18 protein-coding genes and 3 pseudogenes are annotated in these 23,518 nt (G+C 63.5%); 5 read left to right on the top strand and 16 right to left on the bottom strand.

The genetic code is table 11. The features are described from left to right. The 4 genes and pseudogenes from NFC73_RS08615 to NFC73_RS08600 all read right to left on the bottom strand — a co-directional run. A pseudogene (locus tag NFC73_RS08615) lies at positions 1–402 on the bottom strand (BCCT family transporter); the annotation flags it as partial. Positions 403–506: 104 nt separating this feature from the next. Further along, a pseudogene (gene fdhA / locus NFC73_RS08610) lies at positions 507–1,720 on the bottom strand (formaldehyde dehydrogenase, glutathione-independent). A gap of 107 nt (positions 1,721–1,827) precedes the next feature. Continuing rightward, complete coding sequence (locus tag NFC73_RS08605; protein WP_254749327.1) at positions 1,828–3,243, bottom strand: ferredoxin reductase; 1,416 nt, start codon at positions 3,241–3,243, stop codon at positions 1,828–1,830. Beyond that, entirely contained in the window at positions 3,240–4,541 is a 1,302-nt protein-coding gene (locus NFC73_RS08600; protein WP_254749325.1) for an aromatic ring-hydroxylating oxygenase subunit alpha, read from the bottom strand. The genes NFC73_RS08605 and NFC73_RS08600 overlap by 4 nt, the downstream gene beginning before the upstream one ends. Positions 4,542–4,703: 162 nt before the next feature. On the opposite strand from NFC73_RS08600, the gene NFC73_RS08595 reads away from it, so the two are divergent. Then, positions 4,704–5,636 carry a LysR family transcriptional regulator gene (locus NFC73_RS08595; RefSeq protein WP_254749323.1) on the top strand — a complete coding sequence of 311 codons (933 nt, stop codon included), beginning with the start codon at positions 4,704–4,706 and terminating at the stop codon, positions 5,634–5,636. 223 nt (positions 5,637–5,859) lie between these two features. Here the strand turns inward: NFC73_RS08595 and NFC73_RS08590 are convergent, their stop codons facing one another. The 8 genes and pseudogenes from NFC73_RS08590 to NFC73_RS08555 form a co-directional block, all read right to left on the bottom strand. Then, complete coding sequence (locus NFC73_RS08590; RefSeq protein ID WP_254749321.1) at positions 5,860–6,048, bottom strand: hypothetical protein; 189 nt, start codon at positions 6,046–6,048, stop codon at positions 5,860–5,862. 99 nt (positions 6,049–6,147) lie between these two features. Next, complete coding sequence (locus tag NFC73_RS08585; protein WP_372494614.1) at positions 6,148–8,079, bottom strand: BCCT family transporter; 1,932 nt, start codon at positions 8,077–8,079, stop codon at positions 6,148–6,150. A gap of 668 nt (positions 8,080–8,747) precedes the next feature. Then, the gene (locus NFC73_RS08580) at positions 8,748–9,548 is read right to left on the bottom strand and encodes an IclR family transcriptional regulator (protein ID WP_254749473.1); all 801 of its coding nucleotides are present in this window, start codon (positions 9,546–9,548) and stop codon (positions 8,748–8,750) included. Positions 9,549–9,685: 137 nt separating this feature from the next. Continuing rightward, positions 9,686–9,862, bottom strand: a pseudogene (locus NFC73_RS08575) (formate dehydrogenase accessory sulfurtransferase FdhD); the annotation flags it as partial. Then, entirely contained in the window at positions 9,850–10,008 is a 159-nt protein-coding gene (locus NFC73_RS08570) for a hypothetical protein (protein WP_372494613.1), read from the bottom strand. The gene NFC73_RS08570 and the pseudogene NFC73_RS08575, both read right to left, overlap by 13 nt. Positions 10,009–10,202: 194 nt before the next feature. Then, positions 10,203–10,805: a GTP cyclohydrolase I FolE gene (folE, locus tag NFC73_RS08565; RefSeq protein WP_254749317.1), complete on the bottom strand. Its 603-nt coding sequence runs from the start codon at positions 10,803–10,805 to the stop codon at positions 10,203–10,205. Then, positions 10,802–13,129 carry an FdhF/YdeP family oxidoreductase gene (locus NFC73_RS08560; protein ID WP_254749315.1) on the bottom strand — a complete coding sequence of 776 codons (2,328 nt, stop codon included), beginning with the start codon at positions 13,127–13,129 and terminating at the stop codon, positions 10,802–10,804. Before NFC73_RS08560 ends, folE begins: the two co-directional genes overlap by 4 nt. A 12-nt stretch (positions 13,130–13,141) precedes the next feature. Beyond that, on the bottom strand, positions 13,142–14,017 hold the full coding sequence (locus NFC73_RS08555; protein WP_254749313.1) for a methylenetetrahydrofolate reductase: 876 nt from the start codon (positions 14,015–14,017) through the stop codon (positions 13,142–13,144). A gap of 118 nt (positions 14,018–14,135) precedes the next feature. Here NFC73_RS08555 and NFC73_RS08550 point away from each other — a divergent pair, with 118 nt between their 5' ends. Continuing rightward, entirely contained in the window at positions 14,136–14,831 is a 696-nt protein-coding gene (locus NFC73_RS08550; RefSeq protein WP_254749311.1) for a GntR family transcriptional regulator, read from the top strand. Between the two features lie 104 nt (positions 14,832–14,935). Here the strand turns inward: NFC73_RS08550 and NFC73_RS08545 are convergent, their stop codons facing one another. From NFC73_RS08545 to purU, 4 genes are all read right to left on the bottom strand, one after another. Further along, the gene (locus NFC73_RS08545) at positions 14,936–15,811 is read right to left on the bottom strand and encodes a bifunctional 5,10-methylenetetrahydrofolate dehydrogenase/5,10-methenyltetrahydrofolate cyclohydrolase (RefSeq protein WP_254749309.1); all 876 of its coding nucleotides are present in this window, start codon (positions 15,809–15,811) and stop codon (positions 14,936–14,938) included. After that, positions 15,808–16,434, bottom strand: coding sequence for a cyclodeaminase/cyclohydrolase family protein (locus NFC73_RS08540; RefSeq protein WP_254749307.1), 627 nt, complete (start codon positions 16,432–16,434; stop codon positions 15,808–15,810). The genes NFC73_RS08545 and NFC73_RS08540 overlap by 4 nt, the downstream gene beginning before the upstream one ends. Before the next feature lie 119 nt (positions 16,435–16,553). Beyond that, complete coding sequence (locus tag NFC73_RS08535) at positions 16,554–19,046, bottom strand: GcvT family protein (RefSeq protein WP_254749305.1); 2,493 nt, start codon at positions 19,044–19,046, stop codon at positions 16,554–16,556. Positions 19,047–19,100: 54 nt separating this feature from the next. Beyond that, positions 19,101–20,015, bottom strand: coding sequence for a formyltetrahydrofolate deformylase (gene purU, locus NFC73_RS08530; RefSeq protein WP_254749303.1), 915 nt, complete (start codon positions 20,013–20,015; stop codon positions 19,101–19,103). Between the two features lie 134 nt (positions 20,016–20,149). Here purU and NFC73_RS08525 point away from each other — a divergent pair, with 134 nt between their 5' ends. The 3 genes from NFC73_RS08525 (at position 20,150) to NFC73_RS08515 (ending at position 23,510) form a co-directional block, all read left to right on the top strand. Then, positions 20,150–20,827 carry a GntR family transcriptional regulator gene (locus NFC73_RS08525; RefSeq protein WP_254749301.1) on the top strand — a complete coding sequence of 226 codons (678 nt, stop codon included), beginning with the start codon at positions 20,150–20,152 and terminating at the stop codon, positions 20,825–20,827. Positions 20,828–20,994: 167 nt separating this feature from the next. Continuing rightward, complete coding sequence (glyA, locus tag NFC73_RS08520; protein WP_254749273.1) at positions 20,995–22,293, top strand: serine hydroxymethyltransferase; 1,299 nt, start codon at positions 20,995–20,997, stop codon at positions 22,291–22,293. Further along, on the top strand, positions 22,290–23,510 hold the full coding sequence (locus NFC73_RS08515) for a sarcosine oxidase subunit beta family protein (protein WP_254749271.1): 1,221 nt from the start codon (positions 22,290–22,292) through the stop codon (positions 23,508–23,510). The genes glyA and NFC73_RS08515 overlap by 4 nt, the downstream gene beginning before the upstream one ends. The last annotated feature ends 8 nt before the right edge of the window (positions 23,511–23,518 follow it).

Genomic DNA, 23,518 nt, shown 5'->3' with positions numbered 1-23,518 from the left:
CAGGACGAACACGACGAACAGGGACGCCAGGACCATGAAGAGCCAGCCGGTGTATTCCATGACCCAGTTCAGGGCAACCGTGGAGGACGAGGCGAGGCTGTCCCGGCCGGCAAAGCCCCAGATAACAAAGGCGATGGCGATGGCGCCAGTGATCCCGAAGGTGACTTTGTCGAGGGTGAGCGAGTGGTTCCGGCGCAGGGAGACGGCCTGCTCGGTCTTGGCAGTACGAAGCTCTTCGAGGATCTGTTCGTACTCTTCGACGTCCGGCAGTGATTCTGCGGCGCCGTCCTCCGGATCAAGGACAGCAGGATTGGTGTCTACGTTGCGGGGAGTTACTGCCAAAGCGTAGTCGGCAGGCAACTCCTCAGGGGGTGAGGGTTTTAAGTCACGGCTTATAGCCATGAGCGGGTCCTTTGCTCGGCGGATCATGGGCGTGCGGTGCATAACATGGACTGCAACGGGAGGAAGCCCCCAACCTTCCGCCCGGTCTAACTCATTTACCCGGACTAGTTGCTGAGGTAGCCGTTCGGGTCCAGGACATACTTCGTGGCGGCTCCGGCATCGAATTCCGCGTACCCCCGAGGGGCATCCTGGAGTGAAATGGCCGTGGCGTTGACCGCCTTGGCGATCTGGATCCTGTCATGCAGGATCGCCATCATCAGCTGCCGGTTGTATTTCATCACCGGGCACTGGCCGGTGGCGAAGGAGAGGGACTTGGCCCAGCCGGTGCCCAGGGACAGGGACAGGCTGCCCTTCTGGGCCGCCTCGTCCGCGGCGCCCGGGTCCCCGGTCACATAAAGGCCGGGAATGCCCACGGACCCGCCGGCGGCGGTGAGGTCCATCAGCGAATTGAGCACGGTGGCCGGCGCCTCCTGGGCACCGTGTCCGTGTCCGCGGGCTTCGAAACCGACTGCGTCGATTCCTGCATCGACCTCCCGGACCCCCAGAATCTGTTCGATCTGGTCAGCCGGGTCGCCGTTGGCCACATTGACGGTTTCGCAGCCAAAGGATCGGGCCTGGGCCAGGCGATCCTCATTGAGGTCCGCCACGATGACCACCGCGGCCCCCAGCAGTTGCGCGCTGGCCGCAGCGGCAAGCCCCACGGGACCGGCCCCGGCAACATAGACGGTGGACCCGACGCCGACACCCGCCGTGACGGCCCCATGGAAACCGGTCGGGAGGATGTCCGAGAGCATGGTCAGGTCCATGATCTTCTCCAGGGCCTGGTCCCGATCAGGGAACCGCAACAGGTTCCAGTCCGCGTAGGGGACCAGGACGAACTCCGCCTGCCCGCCGACCCATCCGCCCATGTCAACATAGCCGTAGGCCGACCCGGGACGGTCCGGGTTCACGTTCAGGCAGATCCCGGTCTTGCCCTCCTTGCAGTTCCGGCAGCGCCCGCAGGAGATGTTGAAGGGGACCGAGACGATGTCCCCGACCTTGATGAACTCGACGTCGGGCCCGGTCTCGATGACTTCCCCGGTGATCTCGTGCCCCAGGACGAGACCTGCCGGGGCGGTCGTGCGGCCACGAACCATGTGCTGGTCCGAGCCGCAGATGTTGGTGCTCACTGTGCGCAGGATGACCCCGTGCGGGACCTTCCGGCCGACATTGACGGATTGACGCCGGGCCCGGCCTGCAGTTCAAAGGTGGGAAACGGGGTATCGATGACTTCCACGATCCCCGGCGCCTTGTATGCAACGGCTTTGTTACCTGACATTGAATGGCTCCTATGGGTTGGCGATCGAACCCTCACGATGATGCTGGTCGCATCAGGCTGTCTGTGAGGTAGTTGTTGTCAGTTTTCGTGAAGCAAGCTGGAAGCGGCTAGGCGTCGATCACCATATCGGTGCGCGCTGTGGAGCAGCAGGGCAGGAACTTGCCTGCATCGATTTCGCGGGCCCGGATCCCGCCCTGGTGGTTCATCTCGACCTCCCCGGAAAGCTTGACGACCTTGCAGGAGCCGCACATGCCCTCCTTGCAGTTCGCGCCGATTCTGACGCCCGCACGCTGGGCTGCCCCGAGGATGTGTTCGGTGGGGTCGATGCGCACATTGATGCCGGTGCGCATGAAGGACAGCGTGAGGCTTCCCGTTCCCACAGTGTCGAAGCTCGAGGCATCAGGTGACGCGGCCTCCGCTCCCGCAGCCGAACCGCCGTCGGGGGCCTCGGTAGGGGGCGCGTCCGGGTCGACGGTTTCCAGCGGCAGCCCCGTGGCATTCAGGGCTCCATCGGCGTCGTAGCCTGGCTCGTAGAGCCCGAACGCGGTGGGCTGGCTTTCGTAGTAGTCCTCGGCGGAATCGGCGATTTCCTCGGCGATTTCCTCCGCAATGTCCACGGCAAACGCGAGCTCCGCCTGGTATTCAAGGAGCGTCTGGCGATCCCCCGAGAAGAATTCCATGTTGATGGAGGTGTCATCGACGCCAACCTTCCCCAGGAGCTCGGTGGCGGTATTCAAGTAACCCTCGGGGCCGCAGGCATAGACCTGCCGGCCGTTGGCATCGGGGGCCACCTCGTCCAGCATGGCTGCCGTCAGCCTTCCGCTGAGCCCTTCCCACCCCTCGGCTTTGCTGCGGTCGCCGAGGGAGTAGAAGACCTTGACGCGCGAGTCCACGGAGGCGATGTAGGCCAGCTCCTGGTGGAAGGCAAAGCCTCCGGCCTCGGCTCCGTGATAGAGCACCACAACATCGGCCTGTCCGGGCAGGGAGTGGATGGTCCGCACCATGGACATGATGGGGGTGATGCCTGCGCCGGCGGCCAGCAGGAGATACCGCGCCCGCCGGTCGGCATCCGGCAAGTGGAATGCGCCGACCGGTCCGAGCATCTCGAGCACAGTGCCGGGTTTGACATTCTCGTGCACCCACGGTGAGACGAGTCCTGTGGGGTCGCGCTTGACACTGATGTTGAAGGTCCAAGGCTCAGTTGGGGAACTGGACAGCGAGTAGCTGCGGTCCACCGGATCCTGGTCCTCGCCGTTCACCGGAAAAGCGATATTTACATACTGGCCCGCACGGAACGCCAGGGGCGCACCGTCACAGCGGCGGAAGACGAAGGTCATCAAGCCGCCCGCCTCGGGAACGGTCTCGACACATTCGGCCATGAACTCCTGTGGATGCCAGGGGCCCAGTGCACGGGCAGCACGGGCGGGTGCCTCGGCGCTGCCCATAACCCTGTTCCACGGCATCTCAAGACCGCGAATGCGCTGTGGCTCCTGGATTGCCGTCTCAGTGAGGAGTTCAATCATGCCAAGTGCTCCTGCACGCGCTGCACGTACCAGTTGATGAACGCCTCCACCTGGTACTCGCTCTTCATGTACGGGCCGGGCTCATAGGCCGGGCTGCCGGCGCCCTGCTGGCACAGCTCCACGAACGCCTTGTCCTGCAGGTTTGTCTGCTTCCAGGTGTAGGTGAGCTTCTCAAGGTCGTAGTCGACGCCTTCCTCGGCGTCGTCGGCCACCAGCCAGGTGGTGCGTACCAGGGTCTGGTGTTCGTTGACGGGGAAGACGCCGAACGTGATGACATGGTCGCTCTGGAAGTGGAACCAGCTGTTGGGCTGCAGGTGCATCGAGCAGCGGCCAAGGCGGAAGTCCGGCAAGTCGCCGAGCAGCTTCTTGGAGAGCCTGCGCCCGTCGGGCGAGAACGATTCGCCCTCTCCGTCGAGCGATTCACGTGAGATACGGATTCCCGCGATGCGCGTGTCCAGCTCCTCGACTACCTCGTAGGGAAGGCCATAGCGGCGGCACCGCTCCTCAAGCGAGGACTGGGCTTCCTTGTTGCGGTCCCACACTTCTTCGAGATGGGCCGGGATCAGGCCCTCCGTCAGGCCCCAGGTGGGAAAGAGGGAACAGGCGAGCTCCGGGTGTCCGTCGCAGTGGTAGCACTCACGGTTGTTCTCCATGACGAGCTTCCAGTTGCCCTCCTCGATGATGTTCTGCTGGTAGGCGACTTTCGTCTTCGACAGATCGTGGGGCGCGAGGTAAGGCTCGAAGATCTTAGCGGTTTCGTCGAAATCCGTCGGCGGTTCGTCCGCTATGCAGACGAAGATGAGCCCGGCGACCACGCGGCTGTGGGCACGCTTGAGGCCGAAGCAGCCCTTGTCGAACTTCGTCTCACCCGGTGCCGAGGCGTGGATTAGATTGCCGTCGGGGGAGTATGTCCAAGAGTGGTAGCCGCACACGAGGTTTCCCGTTGACCCAGCGGGTTCGGTCAGGACGCGGGCGCCGCGGTGGCGGCACACGTTGTGCAGGACGTTCACGCCGCCGTCGTCGTTGCGCAGGACGATCAGGGAGTAGGGCCCGTAGTCGACGGTGACGTAGTCGCCCGGCTCCGGCAGTTCGGCGATGCTGGCGGCAAAGATCCAGTGCTGGCCAAAAATGGCCTTCATGTCGATGCTGAAAATCGTCGGGTCAGTGTAGAAGGGGGCATCGAGGGAATATCCCGTGCGCCGGAACTCGAACAACTCCCTGATTTCCGCCAGCTGTTCTGCAGCCAAGGACGAAGCGAGTTTTCCGCGTGAATTGAGGGGCAAGACTGGAGCGGACATGTGTTTCCTCCCGGGAGGCGTGGGTAAGTGTGTGATACGTGGAGACCACGGCTGCGTGGGGGTGCGAGCGGCGTTGTCGAAAACCTTGTAATCATGAGATTAGGGATCATTGATCCGCAACAAAAGCGCAAGATTTGGAAGATATCCGTGCACAATAGGTGCATGATCGATGCGAGGCTCATCACACTTCGGGTGTTTGCCCGGTGCGGCACCATTGGCGCAACCGCGGAGCTCACAGGGTATTCTCCCTCCGCCGTCTCCGCGCAATTGCGGGAGCTCCAGCGTGTGCTGGGAATGCAGCTGCTGACGAAGGACGGCCGGGGCGTGCGGCTGACCGCCACGGGCCGCTTTCTCGTGGCCGGCTCGGACACCCTCATTACCGAATGGGAGCGCCTGCGCGCAGCAGCCATGGAGGCAGGCGACCAGGTGCAGTCCCGTTTTGGCCTGGGCGGTTTCTCTACGGCGGCTGCACAGTTGCTCGCGCCGCTGGCCGCCACCCTGCGCTCGACACGCCCACTGCTTGAGGTGCAGGTACTCGAGGCCAACCCGGCCCGATGCTTCGATTTGTTGGTTGCCGAGCGAATCGACCTCGCGGTCATTGTTGCCATGCAGTCCGACACCTACGTTGAGGACGATCCTCGCTTCGAACAGACCGTTCTGCTCGACGATCCCCTGGACGTGATCATTCCCGCTGACCATCCGTTGGCATCGCGGGAAACTGTGACGCTCGAAGAGCTCGCGTCGGAACCATGGATCACCGAAGCCGCCGGTTCCACCTACCACTCCCTCTTCACGGCAGCCTTCACGGCAGTCGGGGTGACACCGCGCATTGCCCATGAGGCCGTTGAATGGGAAACCCAAATCGCCTTCGTGGGTGCGGGGCTGGGTGTGGGCCTGCTGCCGCGACTGGCACCCTTGCATAGCGCCGAAAACGTGGTTCGACTGCGTATTAGTGGCAAAGGGAAGCCCTCGCGCCGCATCGTCGCTGCGGTGCGCAGGGGCAGCATCGCATCGCCCCTGATCCAGGAGTCGCTCGGTATCCTGCAGGTCAGCGCCAACCGGATCCTCGCCGCCCGACCCGAAGACGATCTCTAAGATCGCCTGGCCGCGATTCGTTGCCGGCGGCAGTTCCCGAAGCGGAAGAGCCGGACGCAAAAGTAGGCCGTCGCTGCAATCAGCACAGCTGTTGTGACTTTCCGTCCGCAACGCCGTGCGCAGGTGGGCTGCTACGGGCATCTTTCGTGCCTCGGGATCGTGGCCATGGCAGCAAGGATTCCTATCCGGGGCGCGTTCAGGGAGTGGCGGGACGCCGCCGCCGTTAGTGGGTGCCGGGGTCGCTGTCGATGTAGGAGCCGGGGCGGTTTTGGGTGGGGTGTTGGCAGGTGCAGGGGCTGTCCAGTTGTAGTTGGACGGTGACTGGGTTTGTTGATTCGAGGTGGATTTCGAGGGGTTCTGTTCCGTTGCGGCTGAGGCGGAGGGTGGGTTTTTGGGCGTGGTGGTTGGGCATGGGGTGGCCTTTGCTGCTGGGTGGGGGTGTGGGTGTGCCCCGGTGGCACGGGTTGGGATGGCGCGTGCTACCGGGGCGGGTTGTTGCTGGGGGTGGGGTTTAGGTGTGGTGCTGGTCTGTTTGTCGGGTCTGGATGGTGGGGATGCTGCCGGTGTGGGTGCCGCCGTGGTGGGAGTCGGGGTCCGGGCAGGTATCGGCGCAGTCGTGTTTTGTGACGAGGTCGAATTGGATGCCGCCGTGTTGTTCCACGCCGGTTTTGATGGCCCGTTCGACGACGGATGTGGCCAGGCGCCGTCGGAGGGAGAGGGGATCGCGGCGCAGGTCCTTGGCGAGGGCAAAGCAGAGCAGGAGCATGACGATGATGAACGGTAGCGCTGCGACGATGGTGATGCGTTGCAGGCCGGCCAGGGCTTGGGAGGGTTCGTCGCCGCCGGCGAGCAGCATGACTGCTGCCACGGCGCCGGTGAGGCTGCCCCAGAAGATTACGACTCCGCGGCGGGGGTGTTCGGCGCCGTTGGAGCTGAGTGATCCCATCACGATGGAGGCGGCGTCGGCGCCGGTGACGAAGAAGATCGCGACCAGGACCATGGCGAGCACGATGACGGCGGCGGTGAGCCAGCCGGGCATGCCAAGGTTTTTGACGAGGTCGAAGAGTGCGCCGTCGAAGTTGACGGAGGATACTCCGTCGGTTGTTGTTACGAGTCCGGGCGTGCCTGCTTTATCGGCTTCCTGCTGGACGCGGAAGGCGGCTCCGCCGAAGATGCCGAACCAGATGACGCTGACGACGCTGGGGACCAGCAGCACGCCGGTGACGAACTGGCGGATGGTGCGGCCGCGGCTGATGCGGGCAATGAACATGCCGACGAAGGGTGTCCAGGAGATCCACCAGGCCCAGTAGAAGATGGTCCAGCTGGTCATCCAGCTTCGGAGGGCTTCATCGCCGACTGCTTCGGTCCGGGATGACATCTCGGCCAGGTCGCGGGCGTAGTCGCCGACGGCGGAGGGGAGCAGGTTGAGGATGAACAGGGTCGGGCCGGCAATGAAGACGATGAGTGCGAGGACGACGGCCAGGACCATGTTGATGTTGGAGAGCCACTGGATGCCGCGGCTGATGCCGGAGACGGCCGAGGCGACGAAGCAGAAGGTCAGGACGGCGACGATTCCCACGAGCACGGGAGTGCCGACTTCGCCGAACCAGCCGTTGGAGGTCATGCCGCTGCCGATCTGCAGGGCGCCGAGGCCCAGGGAAGCGGCTGTGCCAAAGAGGGTGGCGAAAATGGCCAGGATGTTGATGAACTTCCCGAGCGGGCCTTCCACCATCCGGATGCCGAAGAGTGAGGTGAAGGCTGCGGAGACCAGTTGCCGGCGGCCGAGGCGGTAGGTGCCGTAGGCCATGGCGATGCCGACCACTGCGTACATGGCCCAGGGGTGCAGGGTCCAGTGGAAGATCGAGGTGGCCATGGCGGTCTGGATGGCTGCGGGGGTGCGGCCGTCCACGGTGCCGGGCGGGGGAGAGATGTAGTGGTAGAGCGGTTCGGCTACACCGTAGAACATCAGTCCGATGCCCATGCCGGCGGCGAACATCATCGCGACCCAGGAGACGGTGCGGAATTCGGGTTTCTCGCCGTCCTTGCCCAGCGGGATGTTGCCGAATTTGCCCAGGGCCAGCCACAGGACGAACACGACGAACAGGGACGCCAGGACCATGAAGAGCCAGCCGGTGTATTCCATGACCCAGTTCAGGGCAACCGTGGAGGACGAGGCGAGGCTGTCCCGGCCGGCAAAGCCCCAGATCACGAAGGCGATGGCGATGGCGCCGGTGATCCCGAAGGTGACTTTGTCGAGGGTGAGCGAGTGGTTCCGGCGCAGGGAGACGGCCTGCTCGGTCTTGGCAGTACGAAGCTCTTCGAGGATCTGTTCGTACTCTTCGATGTCCGGCAGTGGTTCTGCGGCGCCGTCCTCCGGATCGAGGACAGCAGGATTGGTGTCTACGTTGCGGGGAGTTACTGCCAAAGCGTTCCCGGCAGGCATCTCCTCGGGTGTATGGGATTTTAGATCACTATTTAGAGCCATGAACGGTCCTTTGATCGGTGAGGCATGGGCCTACGGGCAAAACATGGCCCTCGGGAATCAGGCCGGAAGGTTGGGGGCCTCGTCGATATGTGAAGGGGGCACTCGACCCAGCGGCCCTCTACGCAGCCGTCAGCCAGTGAGACATCGTGGTGTGCACGTGTCGTCGATGGCCGAGATCTCGCCGGCTTAGGTGTGGAAGACAGCGATTGACGGGGCAGTATCAAGCACTAGTGCCTCCCCGGGGGCGAGTTCGCGGAGCGGGCAGGCATGCTGCATAGGGCACCTCTTTGATGTTGAGGCGATTGAGTTCGCGCCAGATGGGTTAGGACGGGATCGTTCCGCATGGCTCAACGGCAATCGCACTAAGCAACAGATTGCGCCTGCTGCTAACGGATGTCAAGGGTTTCGGCTGATTTCCCGGAAGCTTGACATGCAGCACGGGATCCGTCACGCTGTTGCATATCGCGCTTTCTGTTGCGCATGAAGCGGTTGAAGGGCAAGGATCCGGAGACGCCTACAGTCACACTTGCGGCGAACGACTGGATCGAAGAATAAGCAGACAAAACACACCTAAGCCCTACTAGACACCCCATGAGGATTGGTGGGCCTGGCCTGTCAGGCGGGTCCTACCGGCGTCTATAGCCCATTTTTGTGCTGATGCGCAGGCCTGCATCCTTAAGGCCGTCGATAAGCCCGGGCTGCTCTTCCGGCGTGAACCGGAAGGCGGGGCCGGAAATACTCACCGCGGCGATGACGTTGCCGAGGTGGTTGTAGATCGGTACCGCAACCGCCGTCAGCCCGATCTCGAACTCCTCATGAACCACGGCATAGCCATTGCGGGCGACGTCCAGCAGCTGTTTTTCCAGCTCTGAACGGTTGGTGATGGTACGAGGCGTGCGGGCAGGCAGGCCGATCCTCTTAAGGATCGCGTCCCTTTCGTCGGCAGTCAGGGCGGCGAGCAGCACTTTTCCACTCGACGTGGCGTGCAGCGGTGTCAGGCTCCCCACCCAGTCATACGTGGCCAGCGTCGAGGGTCCCATTGCCTGGTCCACGTTCACGGCAAAATTCGATCGCAGCACGGCCAGGTTGACCGTTTCCTTATAGGCCGCTGCGAGGCTTTCGAGGACCTCCCTGGCTTCGTGAACCACGCTCAACCTGCCCGGGATGGACGATGCCAGGCGCAGGATGCCAAATCCCAGCTGGTACTTTCCGCGTTCGCTGTTCTGCCGGACCAGCTCGCGCCCGACCAAGGATCCCATCAGCCTGGACACGGTGGACTTGTGTATGCCCATCTCCTCGGCGATTTCACTGACGCCGGCGTCGCCTTCGCGGGCCAGGATTTCCAGGATCTGGAGGGCGCGGTCCACCGATTGGACACCTCCGGCCTGCGCATCTGCGTCCTGGTCCGGGTCATAGCGTGCGGCCATCATGCCTCGTGTCGTCGTCCATGCAGGGTGTGCGAGCCCGGAGGGAGGTTCGAGTTAACCTTCCGGCTCATCTTGAATCATCCTAGACCGACACTCCCGCCAAGCCGTCAATCGGCGTCAGGCGCCGCAAGGCAAAACAGGTCAAAATCGTCCCCCGGGGTCCTCGTGGTGACAGCGAAGGAGCGGCCGCCGATGGTGATTTCCAAGGGCTCCTCAGCGGCAAGTATGTCCTCCTTGAACCGCACCGGGTATTCGGCGCCGGAACCGTCCAGCTGGAAGCGGTGGATCCTGCGGCGCTGTGTCATGCGGGCCATGCGCTGCTCCGTGCTCGGTTGGTGGTGGAAAGGATTGTTTCGTTGGCCTGCGTCCAGGGGAAGCGGAGCACGGAAACGGGCTCGCCGGACTGGACTCCAGCAGGGGGAACGGCCATGACGCCGTCGGCCCAAGCCAGTCCACGCATCATGCCGGGCCCCGTATGCGAAAAAACGCCCTTGTACTGTCCGGCCACTGCCGGTGCTGCCCCGTTGCCCGAAAGCGGTGCTTCGATGAGGATACCTCCCCAGGTTTCAGGCCACCGAAGCACCATTTACAGGAACGGGACAGCTCATTCTTCGCAGGGACGAAGGCTGTCAGTGGGATGCCGGGCGAGATTTCCTATCGACCGTGGATGAGGCTCAGTGCCTCGGCCCGGGCGGCCGGCAGGCGCAGTTCACCGCGGACTGCGGACGTGATGGTCTTTGCCCCGGGCTTGCGGACGCCCCGCATTGACATGCACAGGTGCTCGCACTCGATCACCACAATTGCCCCCAGAGGCCGCAGCGAGGTAACAAGTGCGTCCACGACCTGGGTGGTGAGCCTCTCCTGGACCTGTGGCCTTCGCGCAAAGACGTCCACCAGCCTGGCAAGCTTGCTGAGGCCGGTCACGAGTCCCTCAGCGGACGGGATGTAGCCTACGTGCGCCACGCCATGGAACGGCACCAGGTGATGCTCGCAGGTGGAATAGAACGGGATGTCCTTCACGATGACCATTTCACCGTGGCCGAGGTCGAATGTCCTGTCCAGGACGGCAAGGGGATCCTCATGGAGCCCGCCGAAAATCTCCGCGGCGGCGCGGGCTACACGGGCCGGGGTGTCCGCCAGTCCCGGCCTTTCGGGGTCCTCCCCGATGGCCAGAAGGTATTCGCGGACAGCCCGCTCCACCCTTGGCCCGTCCACACCCTGGGTGACGGTCGCTTCGGTCGTCAGGACGGAGCTCACGCTTCGGCCCGCTCAAGCCGCACGATAACGGACTTGGAGGTCGGCGTGCCGCTGGTGTCGGCGACGGAGTCGAGCGGCACGAGGACGTTGGTTTCCGGGTAGTAGGCCGCCGCGCACCCCTTGGGCGTCGAGTATGACACGATGCGGAAGTTTTCGGCCCGTCGTTCGGTCCCCTGGAATTCGGAGATGAGATGGACCATATCCCCGTCCGTGAACCCCAGCTCAGTAATGTCGTCGGCGTTGATCATGACGACGCGGCGCCCGCCGTGGATGCCGCGGTAACGGTCGTCCTTGCCATAGATGGTGGTGTTGTACTGGTCGTGGGAGCGCAGGGTCTGAAGGACGAGCCGTCCCGCGGGGACCCTGATGAATTCCAGTTCGTTGCCTGTGAAGTGCGCCTTGCCCGAAGCGGTATCGAACTTCCTGGCGTCCCGGGGCGGGTGGGGAAGGACGAACCCACCAGGATTCTTGATCCGCTCCTCGAAATTCTCGAAGCCGCTGAGGACAGCTTCGATGTGTTTCCTGATGACGGAGTAGTCGTCCCTCATGGCGAGCCAGTCGGCTTTAGGGGTATTGGGCAGCGGGAGGTTGTCGCTGCCGGTGAAGATTTTGTGGGCGATGTTGCAGACAATGGCCACTTCGGAATGCAGGTGCTCGCTGGCGGGCTTAAGCCGTCCGCGGGAGGCATGGACCGCGCTCATGGAATCCTCCACGGTCACCCTCTGGTCGCCGGTGCGCTGGGTGTCCCGCTCCGTACGTCCGAGAGTCGGAAGAATCAGCGCACGACGACCCGTCGATACGTGGGAATGGTTCAGTTTCGTGGAGATCTGTACCGTCAGACGGGTGTTGGCCAGCGCCTGTTCCGTGACCTCGGAATCGGGGGCTGCCCGCACGAAGTTGCCGCCCATGCCGATGAAGACGCGGACCTTGCCGTCCCGCATGGCGCGGATGGCGGCCACGGTGTCGAAGCCATGCGCCCGGGGGGAGCGGAATTCGAACTCGTGGTCAAGCCGGTCGTGGAAGTTCTCCGGCATTTTCTCGAAGATGCCCATGGTCCGGTCGCCCTGGACGTTGGAGTGGCCGCGGACGGGGCAGACGCCGGCTCCGGGCTTGCCGATGTTTCCCTGCAGAAGCAGGACGTTGACCACGTCGCGGAGGGTGGGAACCGAGTGCTTGTGCTGGGTCAGGCCCATGGCCCAGCAGACGATCGTGGCGCTCGAGGCCAGGAGGCGCTCGCCTGTGGACCTGATCTGTTCCAGTGTCAGCCCCGTGGCTTCGACGATGTCGTCCCATTCCGCCTTTTCGAGGTAGCGCAAGTAGTCGTCGATGCCAACGGTGTGGTCCTTGATGAACTCATGGTCCAGCACGGTGGAGAGGCCGGGGGTCTTGCGCCCCTGGGCTTCGGCTTCGAGAAGGTATTTGCCAAGCCCCTGGAAGAGCGCCTGATCGCCGCCGGCGCGGATCTGGAGGAAGTCATCGGTCAGTTGTGTGCCTACCACCATGCCGGAAATGTTCTGCGGATTCTCGAACCGCAGGAGCCCGGCCTCGGGCAGCGGATTCACGGAGATGATGACGGCGCCGTTCTTCTTCGCCTTCTCCAGCGCGCTGAGCATCCGCGGGTGGTTCGTGCCGGGGTTCTGCCCCGCCACGAAAATCAGCGACGCCGTTTCAAGGTCCGTGAGGCTGACGGAGCCTTTGCCGATGCCGATGGTTTCGACCAGGGCCGAGCCGGAGGATTCGTGGCACATGTTGGAGCAGTCGGGCAGATTGTTCGTCCCGATGCCGCGAACGAGGAGCTGGTAGGCGAAGGCTGCCTCGTTCGATGTCCGCCCGGAGGTGTAGAAGACCGACTGGTCGGGGTGCTCCATGTCCCTGATTTCCTGGGCGATCAGCGCATAAGCGTCGTCCCACTCGATGGGCTTGTAGTGGGTTGCCCCTTCCGCGAGGAGCATCGGATGCGTCAGCCGGCCCTGTTGACCCAGCCAGTAGTCGTCACGCGTCTTCAGGTCCGCAATGGAGTGTTGTGCGAAGAATTCGGGCGTGACGCGGCGGCGCGTGCCTTCTTCAGCCACTGCCTTGGCGCCGTTCTCGCAGAATTCCGCAGCATTGCGCTTTTCGTGTTCAGGCCAGGCGCAGCCCATGCAGTCAAAGCCGTCAACCTGGTTGACTGCCATGAGTGTCTGGATGCTGCGCAGCGGGCCCATCTGCTCAAGGGAAATTTTCAACGCGTTCGCAACAGCCGGAAGGCCGACGGCCGTCGTTTTGGGCTTCGTCACGGTCAGTTTTGACTCGTCGATGTTCTGCTTGGGGGCTTTTGAAGCCATGTGATCTTCCCTTCAGATCTTGGCAGGAAACAATGGAATGGAGGTGCTGCCTGGGGCCAGTATGGCGGACGGCTGCAGTGTACGCAGATCATCCAGGAGGCCAGGCATGCTGCCGAGGTCGTTGAAGGTGTAGACATGGAATCCGGCAAAGAGGGGATCGCCCGCCAATTCCTGGTGGACCTCGCGGATCAGGCGTCCGCTGTCGTAGCTCAGGAAGTCGTCCCGCCGCCAGAGGGCTCCCGCCATCCCTGTCCCGCGGGCGAGCTTGAGGGAGCGGCCGACGCCGAGGCGTGCTCCCAGGGAGACCAGTTTCCTGATGGAGACCGGGCCGGGGACTCCAACCCACACGGGCAGCTCGATGCCGCTCGTGCGGATTGACCGGAGGTACCGGCTGATTGCCTCGGCGGAAAAGCACATCTGCGTGACCATGGAGGACGCCAAAGGCGCTTTCGTGAGGAGGCTGCTGCTGAGTTGTTCCTGGCTGAGCTGCGGGTGGCCTTCCGGATAACCGGCAATGCCTATGGAGAAGTCGGGTGAATAGGCGTTGACCGCCTCAAGGAGTTCTCCACTCCAGCTGTAGGGGCCGGCGGGCGTGCGCCGGTCACCGGCAACAATAAACAGTTCCGAGACGCCAGCGTTCTGCAGTTGCAGCAGCAGCGAATGGAGTTCTGCCTCGCCCGTGATGCTGCGGGCGGCGAGATGGGGAACGGTGTGGTAACCCAGGCTCGCCAGATGCACGGACGCCGCTACGGTCCGTGCAGGCCCGTGGTGCGGGAGGCACGTCACGCTGACGGACCCCGTGGTGTCAAAGGCTGCTGGGAGACGCGTGAGCAGATCGGCGGACGGAACCACTTCCAGCCGTATCCTTGCAACAGCTTCTGTGCTCATTGCTCTCCGTTAGGGTTGACATTTTTTAGATGGAATATTGATATATCAGTTCTAGGAATACTATGTACACGAGGCCTTCGCGTCAAGGCTCAGCCGTGCATCGGGAGGAGACTTGAAAATGGCAAGCGGTGGAGAACTACCGTCGGATATTGGGGGGCCCTTCCTGCCAGCGAGGCAGGAGGACGAGTCCTTCGCCGACTTCGCCTACAGGGTGCTCTGTGACGAACTGATCGTTTTGGACATCAAGCCTGGCGAACCATTGAATGACGAAGTGATTTCCAGGCGGCTCGGAGTGGGGAGGACGCCCATCCGGGAAGCCATGAAGCGCCTTGAGAGCGACCATCTGGTGGTGGCGTATCCCCGCCGGGGAACCTTCGCCGCAGGGGTGGACATCACGGATCTGGCTGAAATCTCCGAAATCCGGCAGCTTCTGGAGCCTGCGGCCGCCGCACGGGCAGCCCGGATGGCGTCGCCGCAGCTCCGGCGGGAGATCAGGGAATTTGCCACGGAAGTGGGCCAGCTCCTGCCAAGAACGCACTCCCAGCGGGACCTGATGCGCCTGGACATGCGGGTCCACCGGATGATCTACCGGGCCACAGGGAGCCGGCATCTTGAGGATGTCCTGATCCGGTACGACAACCTCGCGACGCGCATCTGGAGCCTTGTGCTGGAGAAACTTCCTCCGGTTTCCGAGCATATTGCCCAGCACATTGAGCTGCTCGAGTGCATCGCGGACGGGGATTCCGAAGCTGCTGCGCGGCTGACCACCAAGCATGTGACGGACTTTGAGAACCTCATCAGGGCCGTCCTGTAGCCCCCTGGCAGGACACGGCCTTCGCGCCCGTTCAGATCGCATGGATCTGCACGGGCGCGAAGACAACAACCGGTCCTAAGCGAAGCCGGGGAGCCTGCCGTGGATCACCCGGCGGTTCCCCGGACCAAGGCACGCGACTGTTCCCGCGCGGCCTCGGTGGTGTGCAGGAGAAGCAGGGACGTGGTGACGGAGCCGACGCCACCCGGAACTGGTGTCAGCGCCCCGGCGATACCCCGGACGCTGGCTTCGTCCACATCCCCCACGAGGGAACCGTCGGACAGGACGTTGGTGCCGACGTCGATCACAACAGCCCCGGAGGAAATGTGGCCGCCGTTCAGGAGGCCGGTACGCCCGGCGGCGACCACCACGACGTCGGCCGTCTTGGTGTATTTCTCCAGCGCCCCTGAGCGGGAGTGGCAGACGGTGACGGTGGCGTCGCGTTCCAGCAGCAGCAGGGACAGCGGTTTTCCGACGACGGCGGAGCGTCCAATCACGACGACGTTCCGGCCCGCCACCGGGATGTCGAAGTGGTCCAGGATCTCGGTGACGGCCCGTGCCGTGGCAGGGGCGAACGAGGGCTGGCCCACAGCCAGCCGGCCAAGGCTCAGAGGGTTCGCGCCATCGATGTCCTTCTCGGGGGCGATGTGCCCCACCAGCGCATCTGCGTCAACGCCGGGAGGCAATGGCGTCTGCAGGATGATGCCGTTGACGGTCGGCTCGGCGCTGAGGTCCTTCAGGACTGAGGCCAGAACCTGTCCTGTCGCGTCGTGGCCCAGGTCCACGATCCGGCAATTGATGCCCGCGCTTTCTGCAGCCCGTTCGATGGACCGCACATACCAGAGCGTGGAGCCGTCATCGGTGGCCACAACCACTGCAAGGGTGGGGCGCAGGCCATCAGTCTCGAGGTTCCGGGCTTCGTCGTTGGCCTTCTGCTGAATCAGCTTCGCCAGGTTTCGTCCGGAGAGGAGTGTGGTGCTCAACCGAGAATCCTTTCGCGTACGCGCTTCGCGAGCGAGTCGGCTGCCAGGATGACCTTTTCCTCGAGGCCATCGGTCTGGGCAGCCAGCCGGGAACGTGTTTCGGTGTCCTTGATGGCCACCACATTGATGTCGATGTTTACCCGTGCAGTGGTGGCGGCTGCCCGGGCTGCGTCGACGGCGGCGGCGACGTCGCTGATCACGTTGGCGTTGGCTACCTCGAATAGTTCCGTGGCAAGATCCACAACGGCGCCGGCCACGAGGATCAGTTGTGCCGGCGTTGTTGCGGCCTCGACGAGCGCGTCCTGGATGGACGCTGTCCGTGCAGCCTTGAGGTCGTCGGTACCGGCCGGGAGCTTGTACGCATCAATGACGCCTTGGAACGCGTGCTGGTCGGCGTCCGCGAGGCGCAGGGCCTGGGCCACCAGGCCGTCGGCGCTGCTGATGATCCTGGCGACGAGTTCGGCGTGCTGTTCGTATTTCGTGCCGGTGGTGTACCTGGCCACCATGGCCACAAGTGCCGCCCCCTGGGCGGCGTGGAGAGCCGCGGCTGCGCCGCCGCCTGGGGTGGGTTCACGCGAGGCAAGCCTGGCGAGGTAGCCGTTTATTGTTTCTGAACTGATCATGTGTCTTCCTGGGGCTGAAGCTCTAGTCGACTGGCCTGGGGCATGGGACGGGCCGCGGCCCGGACTCTGGTTGCGAGGAAATGAGTCCGGGCCGCATGCCTGTGAATGGTCGGCGGCTGTTAGCCGCGGAGCCGTGACATGGTGGGGTCGTACAGCGGATCCGCTGTGACCGTGGCCTGGATGCGCCGGCCAAAGTACTCGATTTCAACCGAGTCACCAACAGAGACGGCGGCGGGCAGGTACGCGTAGGCAATTGGCTTGGCGACGGTGTAGCCATAAGCGGCGCTGGTGACGTAGCCAACTGCCTGGTCCTTGTAGAAGACAGGTTCCTTGCCCAGCACGATGCTGCGGCCGTCGTCGACCGTCAGGCAGCGAAGGCGGCGGGCGGAGTTTTCCTCGGTCCGGCCTTCCAGTGCTGCCTTGCCGACGAAGTTTTCCTTGGTCATCTTCACGGCGAAACCGAGTCCCGCTTCCAGCGGGTCGTGCTCGGTGGTCATGTCGGTGCCCCACGAACGGTAGCCCTTTTCCAGGCGCAGTGAGCTGAACGCGGCGCGGCCGGCAGCGATCACGCCGAACGGCTGCCCTGCCTTCCACAGTGCGTCCCACAGGCGCTGGCCGTTGTCCGCGCTGGTGTACAGTTCCCAGCCCAGCTCGCCGACGTAGGACAGCCGCATTGCGGTGACAGTGACGCCGCCGATGACAACCTTCTTGGCCCGAAAGTAGCGGAGGCCGTCGTTGGAGAAGTCGTCGCTGCTGACCGTGCTGATCAGGTCCCGGGCGAGGGGTCCCCACAAGCCGATGCAGCATGTCCCGCCGGTGGTGTCGCGCACCTGGACCCAGTCGCTGGCGGTTCCGTTTTCCGTCTGGTGGCGTGCGGCCCGCTCAAAGTAGGCCGTGTCGATGTTTCCATTGGCGCCGAGCTGGAAGGTGTCTTCGCTCAGGCGGGCCACGGTGATATCGCTTCGGATCCCGCCGGCGTGGTCCAGCAGGAGGGTGTAGGTGACGGCCCCCGGCTTCTTGGTCATGTCGGCGGTAGTCAGCTCCTGCAGCAGCTTCAGTGCTCCGGGGCCGGAGACCTCGAGGCGCTTGAGCGGGGTCATGTCGTACATAGCCACCGCGGTGCGGGTCTTCCAGGCTTCGGCGGCGGCGATGGGCGAGCTGAACATCCCGGACCAGGCGTCACGTGCCGGCGGCTGCCATTCGTCAGGCATCTCCTTGAGCAGTTCAGCGTTGGCTTCGAACCAGTACGGACGTTCCCATCCGGCGCCCTCCAGGAAGTAGCCGCCCAGCTGCTTGTGGCGGGCGTGGAACGGGCTGACGCGCAGATTCCGCGGAGAGAGCTTTGGCTGCAGCGGGTGCAGGACGTCGTAGATTTCCACAAAGTTCTGCTGGGACGTTTCGCTGACGTATTCGGGAGTCAGCTGGACCTCTTCGAAGCGGTGGATGTCGCAGTCACCAAGATCAATGCTGGACTTGCCGGTGGTCAGCAGTTCCGCAACGGCGCGGGCAATGCCGGCGGAGTGGGTCACCCACACGGCCTCAGCCACATAGAAGCCGTCCACTTCCTTCGATTCGCCCACCAGGGAGCCGCCGTCCGGGGTGAAGGAGAAGATGCCGTTGAAGCCATCCTCGATCTCGCTTTCGCGGAGGGCCGGCAGCAGTTGCTTGGTGGCTTCCCACGCAGGAAGGAAGTCCTCCAGGGTGAAGTCCAGGCGCGAAGGCATGTTGTGTTCGCTGATGCTGCTGGGCTCGTAGCTGCCCAGTTCGTCAAGATCCACGGGCATGGGGCGGTGCGCGTAGGAACCAATGCCGTAACGCTCGCCGTGTTCGCGGTAGTAGAGGTCCTGGTCCTGGTGGCGCAGGATGGGCAGCGAAGCGCCGTTGGGCAGTTCGTTCTTGCCCTGCTGTGCCGGTACGGCAGTGGTCTTGACGTACTGGTGGGCCAGCGGGAGGAGCGGGACGGACATTCCGATCATCTCGCCGATCTTGGCGCCCCAGAAGCCGGCGCAGGAAACCAAGATGTCCGCGGGGATGACGCCTTCAGCGGTCTGCACTCCTGTGACCCGGCGGTTGGACTGTTCGATTCCGGTGACCTCGGTGTTGCCGATGTACTTAACCCCGGCGGCTTCCGTGCGCTTGATGAGCAGCTGAACGGCGCGGGCGGCGTTGGCCAGACCATCGCTAGGGACATGGAGGCCACCCAGGATGTCTTCCTCATTGATGAGCGGGTAGAGCTCCTTGCATTCCTCGCGGGAAAGGATCTTGCCGTCGATGCCCCACGCGGCGGCATAGCCCAGCTTCCGCTTCAGGTCCGCGAGGCGGGTCTCGGTGGTGGCAACTTCCAGACCGCCGACCTGGTTGAAGCAGCTGACGCCGTCTTCGCTCAGGGACAGGAGCTTCTCAACCGTGTACTTGGCGAAGGCAGCCATGGTCTTTGAAGGGTTCGTCTGGAAAACGAGGCCGGGGGCGTGCGACGTGGAGCCTCCAGGCATATTCAGGGGACCCTGGTCCAGGACGGTGATGTTGTTCCAACCCCGCGCGACGAGTTCGTCCGCCAGGTTCGTGCCGACGATTCCCGCTCCAATAATGACAATGCTTGGCGTCGAAGCCATGTGGTTTCTCCTGCTGATTTTCGTGTGTTGTCTTTGCTGATGTGGGGGTCGTGCTTACCGGAACACGACAGTGCTGGTTTGGTCCAGCAACACACGGTGTTCGCAGTGCCACCGCACGGCGCGGGACAGTGCCAGCGCTTCCGCATCCTGTCCGACTGTTGACAGCGCGGTGGGACCGTAGCTGTGGTCCACCCGGATGACTTCCTGTTCGATGATTGGCCCTTCATCGAGTTCAGCCGTCACGTAGTGGGCGGTGGCACCTACCAGTTTGACGCCACGGTCGTACGCCTGGTGGTACGGGCGCGCTCCCTTGAATCCAGGAAGGAAGGAGTGGTGGATGTTGATGGCCCGGCCTTCAAGGGAGCGGCAGAGGTCATCGGAGAGCACCTGCATGTACCGGGCGAGCACAACGAGGTCAATGTTGTGCTCGTCGACGAGGTCCAGCAGTCGCTGTTCGGCGGCTGCCTTCGTCTCCGGGGTCACGGGCAGGTAGACAAAGGGCAGGCCGGCGGCTTCGGCCATGGCCCGGTGGGTTTCATGATTGGACACCACGAGGACGATGTCGCCGCCGAGGCTGCCGCCGCGCCAGCGGAAGAGCAGGTCATTCAGGCAGTGGCCGAACTTGGACACCATGACCAGAACGCGCTGTTTGGTCTGGTCATGGAAGCTGAACTTCATCTCGAAGCGGTCCGCGATGGAATTGAACTCCGCCTGGAGCCGCTCCGGCGTGTACTCGGGGGAACCCGAGAATGCGGTGCGCAGGTGCAGCGTCTCGCGGAGCCCGTCGTCGAACTGTTGGTGCTCGTCGATGTTGAAGCCACGTTCGAAGAGAAAGGTGGTGACTGCTTGGACAATACCGGCACGTTCGACGCACGACAGTGTGAGTACGAACTTCTGGGCCTTGTCCTTCACACGGGGGTCGGTTTGAGTGAGCGTGCTGGTTGATGAGTCTGTTGCCATAAGGGTCATGTCTCCTCCTTTGGGTATCCTCAGTTAGATATATTCCAAAAACATCAACTGATATATTAGGGTTGGGAATCAGCGTATACTGGTCAGTGGGCGAGGTCAATAGCCTATTTGGTGAATGGAAAGGGGGCCGGGCTATGGCTGTTGAAGCGTTGGCGATCGTGGCAGATGGAGTCAAGAAGTCGTTGGCGGACGTGGCGTACGAGCGCATCCGCGACCGGCTGCTCATGCTGGAGATCAAACCCGGCGATCTTCTCAACGACGACCACCTCGCCAGGGATCTCGGCATGGGGCGGACTCCGGTGCGGGAAGCCTTGAAGCGGCTCGAGCTCGACCGCCTGGTGGTTTCGTATCCGCGCAGAGGCACTTTTGCGACCCGCGTGGAGGTGACCGACCTTGCTTTCATTTCAGAAATCCGGACGCAGCTTGAGCCGCTCGCCGCGTCCCGTGCCGCCCGGGTGGCCACGGAACGGCAGCGGGAGAAGTTGCGGGCTGTGATGCGGGCTGTTGAATCCTTCGATACCCATGCGGCCTCCGTCGTTGAAACCCTGCGCCTTGATGCGCGTGTCCATCAGGGCATCTACGCGGCTGCGGCCAACCCCCACCTCGAGGACGTGCTGATCCGGTACGACAATCTCGCCACCCGCATCTGGTGCATGGTTCTGGATCGCCTTCCCGATCTTTCCCGCCACGTGCATGAGCACCTGGACCTGCTCGGCGCAGTGATTGACGGCGATGAGGCACGGGCCGCTGATCTGGCAAGGAGCCACGTCAGTGGCTTCGAGGATGCCGTCCGCAAGGCGCTCTTCACCTGATCCAAGCCGGACCTCGCAAACTTTCCACCGGAAGCGCGGCACTCCAGCCGCGCTTCCGGCGCCTCTGGGATGGCTTGAAAAATCTGTTGACACCCACCTGACTCAATAGCATACTTGAGTCACGAAACTAATATATCAACAGGATATTAGATAGCAGAGGAGAAAAGATGGTCGACGTTCTGACCCGTACGCTCGCAGAGACCGATCCTGCGATCCACGCAGCCGTTCAGCAGGAGCTCCTGCGCCAGCAGGGCACGCTGGAAATGATCGCCTCCGAAAACTTCGCGCCGACCGCCGTCATGGAGGCGCAAGGATCCGTCCTGACCAACAAGTACGCCGAAGGCTACCCGGGCAAGCGCTACTACGGCGGCTGCGAACACGTTGACGTGGTTGAGCAGCTGGCCATCGACCGTCTTAAGTCATTGTTCGGCTCCGAGTTCGCCAATGTGCAGCCCCACTCCGGCGCCCAGGCCAACGCCGCGGCGATGTTCGCCCTGATCCAGCCCGGCGACACCATCCTGGGGCTGAACCTCGCCCACGGTGGCCACCTGACCCACGGCATGAAGATCAACTTCTCCGGCAAGCTCTACAAAGTAGTCCCGTACGGAGTCGGCGAAGTCACCCATACCATTGACATGGCCGAGGTTGAGCGCCTGGCCGTTGAGAACAAGCCGAAGCTCATCGTGGCCGGCTGGTCCGCCTACTCGCGGCAGCTGGACTTCGCCGAATTCCGCCGTATCGCGGACCTGGTAGGCGCCTACCTGATGGTGGACATGGCCCATTTCGCCGGCCTGGTGGCCGCAGGGCTTCACCCCAGCCCCGTGCCTCACGCCCACATCGTCACAAGCACCACCCACAAGACCCTTGGGGGTCCGCGCGGTGGCGTGATCCTGACCAACGACGCCGACATCGCCAAGAAGGTCAATTCCGCGGTGTTCCCCGGACAGCAGGGCGGCCCGCTGGAGCACGTCATTGCCGCGAAGGCGGTGGCGTTCAAACTCGCCGCTGAGCCGGAGTTCCGCGACCGCCAGGAACGCACCCTGGAAGGCGCCCGCATCATCGCAGAACGCATGCTGGCTGCCGATGTTGCAGAGTCCGGCGTGACCGTCGTCAGCGGTGGCACCGACGTGCACCTGGTCCTGGTTGATCTGCGCAATTCGGAACTGGACGGCCAGCAGGGCGAAGACCGTCTCCACCGGATCGGCATCACGGTCAACCGCAACGCCGTGCCGTTCGACCCGCGTCCGCCGATGATCTCTTCCGGCCTTCGTATCGGCACGCCGGCACTGGCCACGCGTGGATTCGGGAAGGCAGAGTTCGCCGAGGTCGCGGACATTATCGCCGCGGCACTCAAGCGCGAGTTCAGCGACGAGGCTGTGGCTGAACTGCGGCAGCGGGTTGAAATCCTAGCCGGAAAGTTCCCGCTCTACCCCAATCTCTCCTTTGACGCGAACGAGGTGGCATGATGACTGATCTGCTTCCGGAGCACCCGGAATTCCTCTGGCACAACCCGGACCCGAAGCCTTCCTACGACGCAGTCATCGTTGGTGGCGGCGGGCACGGTCTGGCCACGGCCTACTTCCTGGCCAAAAACCACGGCATGACCAACATTGCCATCCTCGAAAAGGGCTGGCTGGCCGGCGGCAATATGGCCCGGAACACCACCATCATCCGGTCCAACTACCTCTGGGACGAGAGCGCGGCTATCTATGAGCACGCCCTCAAGCTCTGGGAAGTCCTGCCGGAGGAGCTCGAATATGACTTCCTCTTCAGCCAGCGCGGTGTGATGAACCTCGCCCACACCCTGGGTGACGTCCGTGAAAGCATGCGGCGGGTGGGCGCGAACAAACTCAACGGAGTGGACGCCGAGTGGCTGGACCCGCAGCAGGTCAAGGAACTCTGCCCCATCCTGAACATCAACGACGACATCCGCTACCCCGTCATGGGCGCCACGTACCAGCCGCGGGCAGGCATCGCCAAGCATGACCACGTGGCCTGGGCCTTCGCCCGCAAGTGCGACGAACTGGGCGTGGACATCATCCAGAACTGCGAAGTCACCGGCTTCGTCAAGGACGGTAACCGGGTCACCGGCGTCAAGACCAACCGCGGCACCATCAACACCGAAAAGGTGGGCCTTTGCGCCGCCGGGCACAGCTCGGTCCTGGCCGAAATGGCCGGCTTCCGGCTCCCCATCCAGTCACACCCGCTCCAGGCACTGGTCTCCGAACTGCACGAACCTGTCCACCCCACCGTGGTCATGTCGAACCACGTGCACGTCTACGTCTCCCAGGCCCACAAGGGTGAACTGGTGATGGGCGCCGGAGTGGACTCCTACAACGGCTACGGCCAGCGCGGCTCGTTCCATGTGATCGAGCACCAGATGGCGGCCGCCGTCGAGCTCTTCCCGATCTTTGCCCGTGCGCACGTACTCAGGACCTGGGGCGGCATCGTTGATACGACGCTGGACGCCTCCCCCATCGTGGGCAACACCCCGGTGGAGAACATGTTCGTGAACTGTGGCTGGGGCACCGGCGGCTTCAAGGGCACCCCGGCCGCGGGCCTCACCTTTGCCCACACCATCGCCACGGGAACGCCGCACGAACTGAACAAGCCGTTTGCGCTGGAGCGGTTCGAAACCGGCGCCCTGATCGACGAGCACGGCGCAGCCGCCGTGGCCCACTAGAAGAGAGT

The sequence above is a fragment of the Pseudarthrobacter humi genome (assembly GCF_024294965.1).
Taxonomy (GTDB): domain Bacteria; phylum Actinomycetota; class Actinomycetes; order Actinomycetales; family Micrococcaceae; genus Arthrobacter; species Arthrobacter humi.
The sequence above is the reverse complement of the archived record's forward strand: the minus strand, read 5'-3'. Positions and strand labels throughout refer to the sequence as shown.